The sequence below is a fragment of the Bacillus sp. URHA0034 genome (assembly GCF_056280405.1).
This window is the reverse complement of the sequence record NZ_JBWCDK010000002.1, coordinates 4,431,956-4,446,317: the sequence shown is the minus strand read 5'-3', so window position 1 is coordinate 4,446,317 and position 14,362 is coordinate 4,431,956. Positions and strand designations below refer to the sequence as shown.

Below are 14,362 nucleotides of genomic sequence, written 5' to 3'. Positions count from 1 at the left end.
ACTACAATTTATTAAGAAATAAAAGCTATTAAAGTTTGAATGCTAATAAATGAGAGAATCACGAACACACCGATCGTCACATATGTCGTAATACGTTGTGAACGTGGTGATACGGTAATTCCCCAGCTTACTAAAAATGACCATAAACCATTGGCAAAGTGGAAAATAGCTGAGAGAATTCCTATTAAATAGAAAGCAAACATAAATGGTGATGATAGAATATCATGCATCATATCATAGTTTATTTCAGTCCCAAATGCAGCCGCCACACGTGTTTGCCATACATGCCATGCAATAAAGATTAAAGTTATAACGCCTGTAATACGCTGCAGCATGTACATCCAGTTTCTGAAAGTACCAAATCTATTAAGATTACTACTTGCGGTAAAAGCAATATAAAGTCCATAGATTGCATGATATAACAATGGTAAATAGATTAGGACTGTTTCTAAGACAATCTTGAAAGGAAGATTCCCCATGAAACCTGCTGCCTTATTAAAAGATTCAGGTCCTCCTGTAACAAAATGGTTGACGACAAGATGCTGCGTTACAAATAATCCAATCGGAATAACTCCTAGCAATGAGTGCAATCTTCGATTAACAAACTCTCGATTACCCGCCATTATTTTACCCCCCTTTTAGTTTTCAAAAAATGTTTTTTACTGTTTCCTTTTTTATATTTTGCTACAAATGTATAATTGTCGCCACTGTGACAATTATGTGACATGTTCATTTTACTCCCATCATTTAAGAGCGTCAAGAAAACGGATACAGATTCTTTAGTAAAAATATAAAATTTTTAAAATATATTGATATTATACTAGACATGTCTCTTGTTAGAGTTTCCAAGCTATATATATGTATTAACCCCAATCTTTTCAATCATTTTCCAACATCTAACTGGTAGAAATTTTCAACTATAGGAAATAATAATTATGATGAGAAATAGGATTAAATATTGCACGATAATTAATTTAATCTTAATAAAACTGATAATGAAATCCGTTTTAAATTGTATATAATAGAATGATAGGAAAGAGGGGAAACATAGTGAAAGAAAGTACTGTCGTCGATGTAAGTATGACCACTTCAGAACCGCGTACCATATCGATCTTCGGATATGAATTAATCAGGGAAATCCTTCTGCCTGAGATTCTTGGTAAGGATGCACCAGAAATATTATATTGGGCAGGTAAACGGCTGGCCCGGAAGTATCCATTAGCTGATTTTGATCAAGTTATTGATTTTTTCAATCATGCTTCATGGGGTCAGTTGGAAATTAAAAAAGAAAACAAAAATGAACTTGAGATTGAACTGTTTAGTCCCTTGATTGTCTCAAGAGTAAAATCAAAGGCCGAACATTTCTTCCAGCTTGAAGCAGGCTTCCTCGCCCAGCAAATGGAACTTCAAAATGGAGTTATCGCCGAAGCCTTCGAGCACCCAGTCAAAAAATCAAACAAAGTGCAATTTACCGTCAAATGGGACATAAAAGACTCCCTAAAGTAATCTCAGTCCTACCAAGTAAATACTATGGCAATGTTATCAACGGTGTCAGGTTCCCTTTCGGTGCCTGACACCATTTTTACTTCCATTACTTCTTTTACTATTTTTACTATCTTATTGTTGTTTGCCTAGCTCGAATGCTGTGTGCAGGGCGTCGACTGCTTTTAACATATTTTTTTCTTCTACTACCGCAGAAACTTTAATTTCGGAAGTGCTGACCATTTTGATTTGAATGTCGTTCTCAGCAAGAACCTTAAACATTTTCGCTGCCACACCTGGATTGGAAATCATTCCTGAACCTACAATGGATACTTTAGCTAATTTATTTTCTGCATCCAACTGTTCATAACCAAGTTCAGTTTTATTATCTTCCAGTACCTTTAGTGTTTCTAATAGGTCATTTGTTTGGATTGAGAATGATAGATTAGCTGTACCGCCTTCAGTTGTGCTTTGAATAATAATATCTACGTTGAGATGATTTTGGGCTAGAGTTGTGAAAATAGTTGACAGACTTGTAATCGAGTTAGTTAAACCCAATACGCTAACTCTTGTAATTTCGTCCTCAAATGCCACTCCGCGTACCACTAAATTCTGTTCCATTGTTGCTTCCTCCTCGATTACTGTTCCTTCTTCTTTCTCCATGCTTGATCTAACAACAAGCTGTACTTTATAATTTTTAGCAAATTCTACTGCTCTCGGATGAAGCACACCTGCACCTAAATTGGCTAACTCGAGCATTTCATCATATGAAACTGATAATAGTTTTCGCGCATCTTTTATATATCTTGGATCGGTCGTAAACACTCCGGTTACATCTGTATAAATATCACACTTATCCGCTTTTAGTGCTGCTGCTAAAGCGACTGCGGTTGTATCTGATCCACCGCGGCCTAACGTTGTAATTTCTCCATCCTCAGTTATTCCCTGGAAGCCCGCAACAATGACAACCTTTCCAGATGAAACCTGAGCTTGAATAGCCTTTGTATCGATTTTCGCAATTCGGGCATTTCCATGTACAGGTTCAGTAACAATTCCTGCCTGCCAGCCTGTAAAGGATACGGCGTCCAGACCTTGTTGTTGTAACGCCATGGAAAGTAATGCAATCGTAACCTGCTCGCCTGTAGACAAAAGCATATCCATTTCACGCTTGCTAGGCTCCTTCGTTATATCCTTTGCCAAGCTTACAAGCTGGTCAGTTGACTTTCCCATCGCAGAAACGACAACAACAACATCATTGCCCCGCTCTTTCTCCTCTTTTACACATGCTGCAACATTTAAAATTCTTTCCACACTTCCAACGGAAGTGCCGCCAAATTTTTGTACAACTAAACCCATCTTTTTCCCCTACTTTCCATTTTGCTGTAACTAGTATGCTAGTAAATTAGAAAAGCGCAAGCGCCTTGGTCAGCCCCGACAAGCATAAGACGAGCCGGCCGAAAGGTTGCTTTTTAACCTTTTGGACGGATTGGCTTATGACCATCGAGGGGCTAGGCGCTGGAGCTAGACAATTCTCAAAGTCAAAAACTTTTATACTTTCGTATAAATTAAAAAAAGCAATGAGAAGGGTATCTCATTGCTTTTTGAACACGAACATAAAAATTCCTGTACAAATAACGTTAAGATAGCTCTCCAAGACATCGTCTTGACAATTCTGGATTTCTTCAATACAGAACCAGCAAAAAAAGGATATGAGTCCCTCTCTACTTCGGCGAACCTTCCCTTTCATGATCCTTCATCGAAGCTCATCCTTCTCAGAACCATTACTATTGAATTTCGCACCTCTACCTTCACTTTAGTACGATAAAGTGACTGATTAAATTTTCACCATTATAGCATGTTAAATTTTATATGACAATAATTATTGACGAAGTTTTTCGATTAATTCCTCTGCGACATTGGTTGGAATACCAAGGGCAGTAAATTCCTCTAGACTGGCTTCCTTCATCTTTTTCACAGAACCAAACTGTTTTAGCAATAATTTCTTACGTTTTTCACCAATTCCTGGAATATCGTCGAGTAATGATTGAAAGGCACTTTTCCCGCGAATTTGCCGGTGAAAGGTAATCGCAAAACGGTGGACTTCATCCTGAATCCGCTGCAGCAAATAAAACTCCTGGCTATTCCTCGCTAACGGCACAATTTGGAGCGGATTTCCATAAAGAAGCTGCGAAGTGCGGTGCTTCTCATCCTTCACAAGACCTGCCAACGGGACATCTAAGCCAAGCTCATTTTCTAGAACATCCCTAACTGCCTCAACATGTCCTTTCCCACCATCGATAATAATTAAATCAGGCAGCGGGAGATTTTCTTTCAGGGCTCTCGAATATCGTCTTCTTGTGACTTCCCGCATCGATTCATAATCATCAGGGCCTTTTACCGATTTAATTTTATATTTTCGATATTCCCGTTTGTTTGCTTTTCCATCTGTAAAAACAACCATCGCTGATACGGGGTCCGTCCCTTGAATATTTGAGTTATCAAATGACTCAATTCGGTAAGGGGTATAAATCCCTAGAAGTTCTCCTAGATTTTCAACCGCTTTAATCGTTCTTTCCTCATCTTTTTCAATAAGAGAGAATTTTTCCTTTAAAGCAATGTTGGCATTCTTAATCGCCATTTTAACGAGGTCCTTTTTGGCACCTCTTTGCGGCTGAAGTACCTTTACCTCTAGCAGCTGTTCAGCCAAATGAAGATCAACTTCATCTTGGATTAAAATCTCTTTTGGCTTAAAATGATTGGCCTTTGTATAAAATTGACCAAGGAATGTCAAGATTTCTTCCTCAGGCTCATTATAGATTGGGAACATAGAGACGTCCCGCTCGATCAACTTACCTTGACGGACAAAGAATACTTGAACACACATCCAGCCTTTGTCTACGGCATATCCGAACACATCGCGGTCCGTAAAATCTGTCATTGTGATTTTCTGCTTTTCCATAATGGTCTCGATGTGAACAATTTTGTCGCGAAACTCCTTAGCACGTTCAAAATCAAGTTCTTCGGCCGCCGATGTCATTTTTTCTGTTAGCTCATTCTTAATTTCCTTATAACCGCCATTTAGAAACCGGGTAATTTCATCGGTCATTTGTTTATATTGATTTTCACTTACTTCATTGACACATGGTGCCAGGCACTGTCCTAAATGGTAATACAAGCAGACACGGTCAGGCAAAGTTGAGCACTTGCGTAACGGATAGATTCGGTCGAGCAGCTTTTTGGTTTCGTTTGCCGCCCCGACATTTGGATATGGCCCAAAATACTTTCCTTTATCCTTTTTTACTTTTCTGGTAATAATTAATTTCGGATGTCTTTCCGCTGTTAGTTTAATAAACGGATACGTTTTGTCATCCTTTAGCATGATGTTGTATTTTGGATCATATTTCTTAATCAGGTTTAATTCAAGCAGCAGGGCTTCTATATTGGAAGAGGTAACAATGTACTCAAAGTCCTCAATTTCATTAACTAGTCTTAATGTCTTTCCATCGTGAGAACCGTTAAAATAAGAACGTACACGGTTCTTTAAAACTTTCGCTTTTCCCACATAAATAATCGTTCCCTGACGGTCTTTCATTAAGTAGCAGCCAGGCTGATCAGGCAGCAGGGTTAATTTTTGCTTTATATTTTCATTCATTCCGGCCACTCCTCCGTCCTTTTTTTCATACCATATAAAATTTTAATGCAAAGCTTCAATAAAAGGAAGTAGGAGACTACTGTCAAAAATAAAAAACCTCAGCCAATTAGCTAAGGTTTTTTATAATCAATGTATTAAACGTGCTTTTCTAAGACACCTGCTAAAGCATCTTTAGGCTGGAAGCCAACTACTTTGTCTACTACTTCGCCGTCTTTGAATACCAACAATGTTGGAATGCTCATAACACCAAAGTTAGCAGCGGTTTGTGGATTGTCATCCACATCAAGCTTAGTGATTTTAACTTTATCGCCCATTTCTGCGTCAAGTTCTTCGAGAACTGGGGCAATCATTTTACAAGGTCCGCACCATGGTGCCCAGAAATCTACAAGCACAAGACCTGAACCTGTTTCAGCCGTGAAATTTTGATCGGTTACATGTGAAATAGCCATTTATATTGACCTCCTAATAAATACTGAAATACTACGGAAAGTATAACATTTGTTTGTCATATCACGCTAATAATATGTCTCGCAAATAATTTCCCCATTTTTACTATAGTTATTCTATGCAATACACTTCTATAGCGGAAGCGCCCGTTTAGCGTACGACAGGACTGGAGCCCATCGACTGAGATAAAGGAAACACGATAAGCGTTAGCGAATCGATGTTGATTTATCATAGGGAGATGGGCGAAGTCGTCTCGCCGCTGGGCGCTGGAGCTGGACGTACCATGATAAAAAGCGAGCAGCAACCTACCCGCTTTTTATTATTGACCTGCTTTTCCATTCGTAAACCCAATTAATCCGCTTTTCACCCGGTGGTCTATTAAGAGTGGACCTTTAGCTTTTTGAATTCTTCTGTTAATAATGGCACGACCTCAAACAAATCACCGACAATACCGTAGTCCGCCACTTTGAAAATATTAGCTTCCGGATCCTTGTTAATCGCGACAATAACCTTGGAATTAGACATTCCAGCTAAATGCTGAATAGCCCCTGAAATACCGCAAGCAATATATAAGTCTGGTGTCACAACCTTGCCAGTCTGGCCAATTTGTAAAGAGTAGTCACAATAGTCTGCATCACAAGCACCGCGGGAAGCTCCGACTGCCCCGCCTAATACTTTTGCTAATTCCTTTAACGGCGCAAATCCGTCAGCACTTTTTACACCGCGGCCTCCTGAGATAACGACTTTTGCTTCACTTAAATCTACACCCTCACTTGCTTTTCTAACAACTTCCTTGATTATCGCGCGCAGATCCTTGATTTCAACAGCCAGAGACGAAACCTCGCCAGTTCTGCTTTCATCCTTATCGGCAGGTGCAATATTATTTGGACGTACAGTTGCAAAAATCATCCCATCCGTGACAATCTTCTTTTCAAATGCTTTACCTGAGTAGATTGGTCTTGTAAAAACAATATTTCCACCAGCGGCTTCAACAGCCGTAGCATCGGAAATGAGCCCGGATGAAAGTTTACCCGCAATTCGAGGTGCCAAATCTTTTCCTAACGCTGTATGTCCTAACACTAATCCTTCAGGCTTCTCTTGGTCAATGACTGCCAATAAGGCTTGGGCAAAACCGTCAGAGGTATATTGTTTTAATTTCTCGTTCTCTACGACCACCACGCGGTCTGCACCGTATTGGATCAGTTCAGTGCCTAAAGCGCTTACAGATTCACCAACTATAACTCCAACAACTTCTCCGCCTTCTGCCACTGTTTTCGCTGCAGCAACTGCTTCGAAAGAAACATTACGTAATGATCCGTCACGAACTTCTCCTAGTACCAATACTTTTCTTGACATTCGATTACCCTCCTGAAAAAACAATTTTTATGTGAATGGATTAGATTACTTTCGCTTCGGTATGAAGAAGATGAACAAGTTCCTTTACTTGGTCATTTAAATCCCCTGCTAGAACCTTTCCTGCTTCTTTCTTTGGCGGTAAGTATATTTCAATCGTTTTTGTTTTAGCCTCAACGTCATCTTCTTCGAGATCGAGATCATCTAACTCTAATTCTTCAAGCGGCTTTTTCTTTGCCTTCATGATCCCTGGCAAAGAAGGGTAGCGCGGTTCGTTAAGACCTTGCTGCGCAGTAACCAATAACGGTAGGCTGGTTTCGATCACTTCAGAATCTCCCTCTACATCACGAGTTACCGTTACGCTGGTTCCATCAATTTCTAACTTTGTAATGGTTGTAACGTAGGGGATGTTAAGCACTTCAGCGACGCGCGGGCCAACTTGGCCTGAACCACCATCGATCGCGACATTGCCGCCTAAAATTAAATCCGCATTTTTATCTTTCAAGTATTCGGCAAGAATTTTTGCAGTCGTAAATTGGTCCCCATTTTCGACATCATCTTCAATATTAATGAGAACGGCCTTGTCTGCTCCCATCGCAAGAGCTGTACGTAATTGCTTTTCAGATTCCTCACTGCCAACGGAAATCACTGTTACCTCACCGCCATTGGCATCACGAACCTGAATTGCTTCTTCAATTGCATATTCATCATATGGATTGATGATGAATTCTGCACCATCCTCGTTGATTTTGCCGCCAGAAATGGCAATCTTCTCTTCCGTATCAAAGGTTCTTTTCATTAATACATAAATGTTCATGGTTTCCCTCCTAGTAAATTTCAAACATTATCTCAGTTCGAAAGATTGAGAAAATTCTTGGCAAAAAAATTTTTTATTAGAACTCCGAGACAGGTCTCTGCCGTCAGAAGTTATGCCCCTTTAAAACTAGGCTCCCGCTTTTCAAGGAAGGCCTGGATCCCTTCTTTTGCATCCTTTGAAACAAATACCTCGCCAAATAATTCTGCTTCCCGTTTTGTTCCTTCGTAAAATTCTTCTGTTTTTGCATAATTTAATAATTCAATGGCTGCACGAATAGAACCAGGGCTTTTCTTGGCAATCTTACCAGCAATCTTATAGGTCTCATCTAACAGTTGACCCTCTGGGTAGGCACGAGTTGCTAAACCAAATTGCACCGCCTCAATACCGGAAATAGGCTCGGAGGTAAACAGCATTTCTGCAGCTCGGGCAACACCTACATACTTAGGCAAACGCTGTGTCCCCGCAAATCCTGGGATTAACCCAAGCTGAAGCTCTGGCAGACCAAGTTTGGCATTTTCACTTACATAGCGGATATGGCACGCCATCGCCAACTCGAGTCCCCCGCCAAGTGCGGCACCATGGATGGCAGCAATGATTGGCTTTGGAAATTTTTCCATACGATCGAATAAATCCTGCCCATACTTGCCAAGATTTGCAAATCCATCTGCTGAAGTCACAGTCGTAAATTCCTTAATGTCGGCTCCTGCTGAGAAAAATCGGCCTTCGCCGTGAATGATAATAACCCCAATCTCACCGTTTGGTTCGATTTCATCAAGAACTGCTGACAATTCTCTTAACAGACCTGATGAAAGAGCATTTGCCGGCGGACGATTGATGGTAATCGTGGCAATCCGATCCTGAAACGACCATTTTAAGTATTCCAATGCAACTCCCCCTTTTGATTTCTCACCTTTTCCCACAGCCATTGATCAACAGTCGATGGACTGGGGATGCCAGAGACAATAAATCATACTTCTCCTCGTTCATCACCCATGATGTAACAGTCTCGTCAATCGTCCCGAAAATCATTTGCCGGGCTAGACGAACATCAAGATCACTTGAAAACTCCCCTGTTTCTTTTCCTTCTAAAATGATTTTGTCTATCACCTGTAAATATCCTCTAAGAACTGCATTGATTCTTAAGCGTAATTCTTTATTAGATTGACGTAACTCCAATTGGGTAACAATCGCCATATGGTGATCCTCAAATAGAAGTTGGAAATGGGTTTCAATCATCATTAATAACTTCTCTTCCGCTGTCACTTTTCCTGCTATTCTTTCTTCGATTTTTTCAACGAATTCGCCCATTTTTTCTTCAAAGAGAGAGATAAGGATGTCTTCTTTGTTTTTAAAATATAGATAAATAGTTCCGTCAGCCACCCCTGCCTGTTTCGCAATTTTGGAAACTTGGGCTTGATGGTACCCATTTTCAGCAATCACAATGACCGCTGCATCTATAATTTGCATATATTTCGGTTTGCTTTTTTTCACAGTATCCACCCTCTTGAAGAAATCGAAAAGCGGTAGCGCCTTGTTCAGGGGCGACAAGCATAAGACGAGCCGGTGAGAAGGTTGCTTTTTAACCTTCTTGCCGGATTGGCTTAGACCAAAGAGCCCCTAGGCGCTGCAGCTAGACATTAATAAAATTTTTACTATTTAAAAAGAAATTATGAATGAATCATCATTCATAATTTTATAATAAAATTTAAATTATCTGCTGTCAAGAAAAACTGACCCATTTCATCCTAATATAAAATGGATTGGTGTGACAAGCCTTCCTGACCAAAAAAAAATAGTTTTATGGTTAGGCATGTTTTTGGGTTTCCTGCTCTATTTTTTGTTTTTCTTCTTCCACAAGTGTCCTTCTTAATATTTTACCTATTGCTGTTTTCGGTAATTCTTTTCTGAATTCATACACTCTTGGTGCTTTATATGCAGCCAAGTATTTCCTTGCAAATTGATTCATCTCTTCAGCTGTAACAGTGGAGCCTTCTCTTAAGACAAGATATGCTTTTACGGTTTCACCACGGTATGGATCAGGAACACCGGCAGCAACGGCCTCTACTACATCTGGATGTTCATATAGTACCTCTTCAATTTCTCGAGGGTAAATATTAAATCCTCCCGCAATAATCATATCCTTTTTACGGTCCACCACATAAAAATATCCCTTTTCATCCATATAACCAAGATCTCCGGTATATAGCCAGCCATCCTTAAGGACTTCCTCAGTTTCATTAGGACGATTCCAGTAGCCTTTCATAATTTGCGGTCCTTTAATCACAATTTCACCAATTTCGCCAACTGGCATCGGTTCACCCGTTTCAACGGACAAAATGATCGAATCTGTGTCTGGATAGGGAACACCGATACTGCCTTTTACTCTTGGGACATCCCATAAAAAGTTGGAATGAGTGACAGGAGATGCTTCTGATAACCCATAGCCTTCAACCAGCTTTCCACCGGTTACTTCCTCAAACTTTTGTTGTATTTCAACGGGAAGTGGTGCGGACCCGCTGATACAAGAATCAATCGAAGAAAGATCATATTTTTTCAAATCAGGGTGATTCAATAAGCCAATATAAATGGTTGGTGCACCTGGAAAAAGTGTTGGCCGCTGTTTGTGAATGGTTTTCAATGTTGTTAGGGCATCAAATTTAGGTAATAAAATCATTTTACAGGCCATTTTAATCGATAAAATCATCACCGTCGTCATTCCATAGACGTGGAAGAACGGTAAAATACCCAAAACAGATTCTTCCCCAGGTTTACATTTATATAACCAGGCTTCACTCATACAAGTGTTGGCGATTAAATTTTTATGGGTCAGCATAACTCCTTTTGGAAAACCAGTAGTTCCCCCGGTATATTGTAATAAGGCAATATCATCATCTGGATTAAATTCATGATAGTTTAATTCTTGTGAGTTAATTTTGATTATTTCGGTGAGCAGGTGGGCGTTTCCTTCGTGTTTTACCTTAACAACAATCCCATATTGCTTTTTCTGGATGAACGGATAAACTAGATATTTAGGGAATGGCAAGTAGTCTTTGATAGCGGTTACAATAATATTTTGTAAATTAGTCTGCGGCATAACTTTGGTGACTCGTGGATAGAGGATGTCTAGAGTGATAATAGCTTTTGATCCGGAGTCTTTCATTTGGTACTCCAGTTCTCGTTCTGTATATAAAGGATTCGTTTGAACAACGATTCCTCCTGCCATTAATATCCCAAAATAACTAATAACGGATTGTGGACAATTAGGAAGCATAATCGCAACCCTGTCATCCTTCTGAATGCCCATGGATTGCTGTAGATAACTGGCAACACTTAGCGCTGCTTCATAAAGTTGTATATAGGTTATTTCCTTACCCATAAAATGAATAGCGATTTTCTCCGGAAATTCTCTGGCTGCATTTATTAAGTATTCTTGTATTGGTTCACTGGAGTATTCAAGTGTGGCAGGAATTTCCTTAGGATATAGGTCCAGCCATGGTTTTGACTCCAACATAAGCAACCTCCTTTTTTATCTATAATTGGTAAAATTTTAAACTCTCTTCTATTATAGTACAGCACTGCACAATAGACAATGAGACTTTCGATTATGGTACAGGGCAGGGGCAAAAATATTCTAAAGAGCTTACTATTTTCAACAAAAAAAATCATCGCCAAATTACTTTAGCGATGATTCTCATTAAGCAAAAAACACCATATAGATAATGCCGATAAGTAAAAATAAACCGCACAAACCCAGCAATACTTTGGCTAATTTCTCCATTACTTCTTCTCTCCTTACGAAATTCCTGCACCAATCACAAAAGACAAACCAATTGAGATAATCAGCGACATCAAACCAACAGCCCTGTTATCATTTTGAATTTCTTCATCAATCTTAAATTTAGGCGTGAGAAATTCAAAGATAAAATAGCTGGCAAGCAGCAGGACGAATCCGTACACACCCCAGCCAATCATCTCAAGTAAGGAATTGTTCTCACTTATCGAAGCTCGGAAAATATTGGACAGCCCTACTATTTTTCCACCGGTTGCCATTGCTACTGCCAGGTTTCCTTTTTTAATTTCTTCCCAATTTTTATATTTGGTTACCACTTCAAAAACAGCTAAAAAGACAACCATACATAAAATCACAACACTGTAATATGCAGCAATTTGAATATATCTATTCTCCCAAAACTGGTCCATTACGTATCTCCCCGGGTATTATTTAAATTCGACGATGGTTACCCCTGAACCACCTTCTCCGGCTTCCCCAAAGCGGATCTTCTTAACGGAACGGTGGTTTCTTAAATATTCTTGCACACCGTGCCTTAACGCCCCCGTGCCTTTTCCATGGATAATGGATACACGCGGATAACTTGCCAGAAGAGCATCATCTATATATTTTTCTACCTTCAGAAGAGCATCCTCATACCTTTCCCCACGCAGATCCAATTCCAGTTTAACGAGTGTATCCCGTCCTTTAACGATCGCCATCGGTCTGGTTTCTACCTGTTTTGGTGTACTCAAGTACTCTAAGTCCTTTTCTTTGACCTTCATCTTCAGAATGCCAATTTGAACCTGCCATTCATTGTCTGAAACACGATCCAGCAAGGTTCCTTTTTGATCAAAGGTCAGAACCTTTACCTCATCACCTGGCGTAAAAGTATGCTTTTTCGTCTTTTTATTGGTCAGTTTATCGGATTTCTTGATTTCCGGTGCCGCTTGTTCCAGCCGCTTTTTGGCATCAATAAGCTCATGCTCTTTTATTTCTGCATGCTTCTCCGTTCTCATTTTGCGTAAATCACGGATAACTTTCTCTGCCTCTTGTTTGGCTTCATCCACAATATCAGCAGCTTTTTCAGCTGCTTTTTCCATCATTGAATCTTTTTTATCATAATACTCAATCAGTTGTTTTTGTAAATCTTGATGCAGCTTTTCCGCTTGTTTTAAAAAGTCGCGTGCCTCTTCTTGTTCCCGCTCTGCCGCGCGTTTGCTTTCCTCAAGCGAAGCAATCATTTTATCAATTTGATTCGTGTCTTCACTTACATGTGAACGAGCTGCATCAATAACCCTTTCATTTAAGCCCAAACGTTTCGAAATTTCGAAGGCATTACTCCGGCCAGGTACTCCCAGTAATAACTTATAAGTGGGACTCAGGGTCTCAACATTAAACTCTACACTTGCATTTAATACACCCTCGCGATTATAACCATACGCTTTTAATTCCGGATAATGGGTCGTCGCAATGACCCTTGCCCCGCGCCTGTGCACCTCGTCTAAAATCGAGATTGCTAAAGCTGCACCTTCCTGCGGGTCAGTACCCGCACCAAGCTCGTCAAATAAGACTAGGCTGTTAAAATCAACCCGATCTAAGATATCCACTATGTTAACCATATGAGACGAAAAAGTACTTAAGCTTTGTTCAATCGACTGCTCATCACCAATATCGGCATAGACAGCATCAAACACCGCCAGTTCCGAGCCATCTTGGGCCGGTACCTGTAGTCCCGCCTGTGCCATTAACGAGCATAGTCCAAGTGTTTTTAAGGTAACAGTTTTACCACCGGTATTGGGACCAGTTATGACGATTGTTGTATACTCATTTCCAAGCATGATATCATTGGCCACTACCTCATCAATTGGAATTAGCGGATGACGGGCTTTATATAAAGCAATTCTACCTTCATCATTCATGATTGGCATTGATGCCTTTATTTTTTTACCATATTTCGCCTTTGCAAAAATAAAGTCCAGATTGGCTAAAATATCGACAATTACTTTTAGTTCGCTTTCGTACTCCGCAGTTTTAGCTGACAACTCTGTCAGGATTCGTTCAATTTCCAGCTGTTCCTTGACACGAATATCCTGAAGTTGATTATTTAATTGAACAATGACCTGCGGCTCAATGAATAGGGTTTGTCCTGATGAACTTTGATCATGAATAATCCCGCCATAATGACCGCGATACTCTTGTTTTACCGGGATTACAAAGCGGTCATTCCGGATGGTCACGATCGCATCGGACAACATTTTTGCTGCGCTTGAGGAGCGGATCATACTTTCTAAACGTTCGCGAATACGGGACTCATTAGCTCTGAGTTGATGCCTTAGGGAGCGCAGCAAATCACTTGCACTATCTAACACCTCGCCGCTTTCATCAATCGCATGCTTAATTTCATGTTCCAGATTGGTAAGCGGAATAATTTGTGCTACCTGTTCAACAAGGATCGGCAGTTCCGTTCTTTCTTCAGCAAGCTCCTCAATAAACCGTTTCATTTGACGGCTGGCATGGATCGTACTTGCAACATGAACCAGCTCATGAGAGCTCAAAACTCCGCCAATAACCGAACGTTTTATATGGGCAAGGATATCGTAAATTCCGGATAAAGGAACATTTCCTTTTATCCGGATAACCGTTGCCGCCTCATCCGTTTCTGCTTGAAGTCTAACCACCTCTTCAAAGTCAGTAGAAGGCACTAAATCCTTTATTTTATCTCTCCCAAGTGAGGAAGAGGCATAATCGAAAAGCTGTTCCTTTATTTTCGTAAATTCTAACACCTTTAGTGCTCTTTCGTGCATGGAGTTTCCCCCCTTTTTTAAGATTGTCCAGCTAA

The 14,362-nt window shown here is 40.1% G+C and carries 12 protein-coding genes and 1 riboswitch; of the genes, 1 reads left to right on the top strand and 11 read right to left on the bottom strand.

Annotated elements, in window-relative coordinates; genetic code table 11:
• Nucleotides 1–11: 11 nt before the first annotated feature.
• A complete protein-coding gene (locus ACZ9EE_RS23300) occupies nucleotides 12–623 on the bottom strand; it encodes a succinate dehydrogenase cytochrome b558 subunit (protein WP_476030986.1) in 612 nt (203 codons plus the stop codon).
• A 457-nt stretch (nucleotides 624–1,080) separates the two neighbouring features.
• Here ACZ9EE_RS23300 and ACZ9EE_RS23295 point away from each other — a divergent pair, with 457 nt between their 5' ends.
• Nucleotides 1,081–1,506: a YslB family protein gene (locus ACZ9EE_RS23295; RefSeq protein WP_476033061.1), complete on the top strand. Its 426-nt coding sequence runs from the start codon at nucleotides 1,081–1,083 to the stop codon at nucleotides 1,504–1,506.
• Nucleotides 1,507–1,617: 111 nt separating this feature from the next.
• Here the strand turns inward: ACZ9EE_RS23295 and ACZ9EE_RS23290 are convergent, their stop codons facing one another.
• The 10 genes from ACZ9EE_RS23290 to ACZ9EE_RS23245 form a co-directional block, all read right to left on the bottom strand.
• Complete coding sequence (locus ACZ9EE_RS23290) at nucleotides 1,618–2,838, bottom strand: aspartate kinase (RefSeq protein ID WP_476030984.1); 1,221 nt, start codon at nucleotides 2,836–2,838, stop codon at nucleotides 1,618–1,620.
• A gap of 279 nt (nucleotides 2,839–3,117) precedes the next feature.
• Nucleotides 3,118–3,295: riboswitch (Lysine riboswitch) on the bottom strand.
• Nucleotides 3,296–3,361: 66 nt separating this feature from the next.
• Nucleotides 3,362–5,134 carry an excinuclease ABC subunit UvrC gene (uvrC, locus tag ACZ9EE_RS23285; protein WP_476030982.1) on the bottom strand — a complete coding sequence of 591 codons (1,773 nt, stop codon included), beginning with the start codon at nucleotides 5,132–5,134 and terminating at the stop codon, nucleotides 3,362–3,364.
• A gap of 134 nt (nucleotides 5,135–5,268) precedes the next feature.
• On the bottom strand, nucleotides 5,269–5,583 hold the full coding sequence (trxA, locus tag ACZ9EE_RS23280) for a thioredoxin (RefSeq protein WP_335469679.1): 315 nt from the start codon (nucleotides 5,581–5,583) through the stop codon (nucleotides 5,269–5,271).
• A 376-nt stretch (nucleotides 5,584–5,959) separates the two neighbouring features.
• Nucleotides 5,960–6,937 carry an electron transfer flavoprotein subunit alpha/FixB family protein gene (locus ACZ9EE_RS23275; RefSeq protein WP_476030980.1) on the bottom strand — a complete coding sequence of 326 codons (978 nt, stop codon included), beginning with the start codon at nucleotides 6,935–6,937 and terminating at the stop codon, nucleotides 5,960–5,962.
• Between the two features lie 40 nt (nucleotides 6,938–6,977).
• Nucleotides 6,978–7,751, bottom strand: coding sequence for an electron transfer flavoprotein subunit beta/FixA family protein (locus ACZ9EE_RS23270; RefSeq protein WP_476030978.1), 774 nt, complete (start codon nucleotides 7,749–7,751; stop codon nucleotides 6,978–6,980).
• Between the two features lie 110 nt (nucleotides 7,752–7,861).
• Complete coding sequence (locus tag ACZ9EE_RS23265; RefSeq protein WP_476030976.1) at nucleotides 7,862–8,635, bottom strand: enoyl-CoA hydratase; 774 nt, start codon at nucleotides 8,633–8,635, stop codon at nucleotides 7,862–7,864.
• Nucleotides 8,636–8,657: 22 nt separating this feature from the next.
• Nucleotides 8,658–9,242 carry a TetR/AcrR family transcriptional regulator gene (locus ACZ9EE_RS23260; protein ID WP_476030974.1) on the bottom strand — a complete coding sequence of 195 codons (585 nt, stop codon included), beginning with the start codon at nucleotides 9,240–9,242 and terminating at the stop codon, nucleotides 8,658–8,660.
• 313 nt (nucleotides 9,243–9,555) lie between these two features.
• Nucleotides 9,556–11,262, bottom strand: coding sequence for an AMP-binding protein (locus ACZ9EE_RS23255; RefSeq protein ID WP_476030972.1), 1,707 nt, complete (start codon nucleotides 11,260–11,262; stop codon nucleotides 9,556–9,558).
• A 281-nt stretch (nucleotides 11,263–11,543) separates the two neighbouring features.
• Nucleotides 11,544–11,951, bottom strand: coding sequence for a DUF350 domain-containing protein (locus ACZ9EE_RS23250; protein WP_476030970.1), 408 nt, complete (start codon nucleotides 11,949–11,951; stop codon nucleotides 11,544–11,546).
• 18 nt (nucleotides 11,952–11,969) lie between these two features.
• Nucleotides 11,970–14,327 carry an endonuclease MutS2 gene (locus ACZ9EE_RS23245; RefSeq protein ID WP_476030968.1) on the bottom strand — a complete coding sequence of 786 codons (2,358 nt, stop codon included), beginning with the start codon at nucleotides 14,325–14,327 and terminating at the stop codon, nucleotides 11,970–11,972.
• Nucleotides 14,328–14,362: the final 35 nt, after the last annotated feature.

What these genes read in the sequence shown, in the direction of transcription:
- ACZ9EE_RS23300 (WP_476030986.1), bottom strand. Translation starts at nt 623, where the DNA reads ATGGCGGGTAATCGAGAGTTTGTTAATCGAAGATTGCACTCATTGCTA.
- ACZ9EE_RS23295 (WP_476033061.1), top strand. Translation starts at nt 1,081, where the DNA reads ATGACCACTTCAGAACCGCGTACCATATCGATCTTCGGATATGAATTA.
- ACZ9EE_RS23290 (WP_476030984.1), bottom strand. Translation starts at nt 2,838, where the DNA reads ATGGGTTTAGTTGTACAAAAATTTGGCGGCACTTCCGTTGGAAGTGTG.
- uvrC (WP_476030982.1), bottom strand. Translation starts at nt 5,134, where the DNA reads ATGAATGAAAATATAAAGCAAAAATTAACCCTGCTGCCTGATCAGCCT.
- trxA (WP_335469679.1), bottom strand. Translation starts at nt 5,583, where the DNA reads ATGGCTATTTCACATGTAACCGATCAAAATTTCACGGCTGAAACAGGT.
- ACZ9EE_RS23275 (WP_476030980.1), bottom strand. Translation starts at nt 6,937, where the DNA reads ATGTCAAGAAAAGTATTGGTACTAGGAGAAGTTCGTGACGGATCATTA.
- ACZ9EE_RS23270 (WP_476030978.1), bottom strand. Translation starts at nt 7,751, where the DNA reads ATGAACATTTATGTATTAATGAAAAGAACCTTTGATACGGAAGAGAAG.
- ACZ9EE_RS23255 (WP_476030972.1), bottom strand. Translation starts at nt 11,262, where the DNA reads ATGTTGGAGTCAAAACCATGGCTGGACCTATATCCTAAGGAAATTCCT.
- ACZ9EE_RS23250 (WP_476030970.1), bottom strand. Translation starts at nt 11,951, where the DNA reads ATGGACCAGTTTTGGGAGAATAGATATATTCAAATTGCTGCATATTAC.
- ACZ9EE_RS23245 (WP_476030968.1), bottom strand. Translation starts at nt 14,327, where the DNA reads ATGCACGAAAGAGCACTAAAGGTGTTAGAATTTACGAAAATAAAGGAA.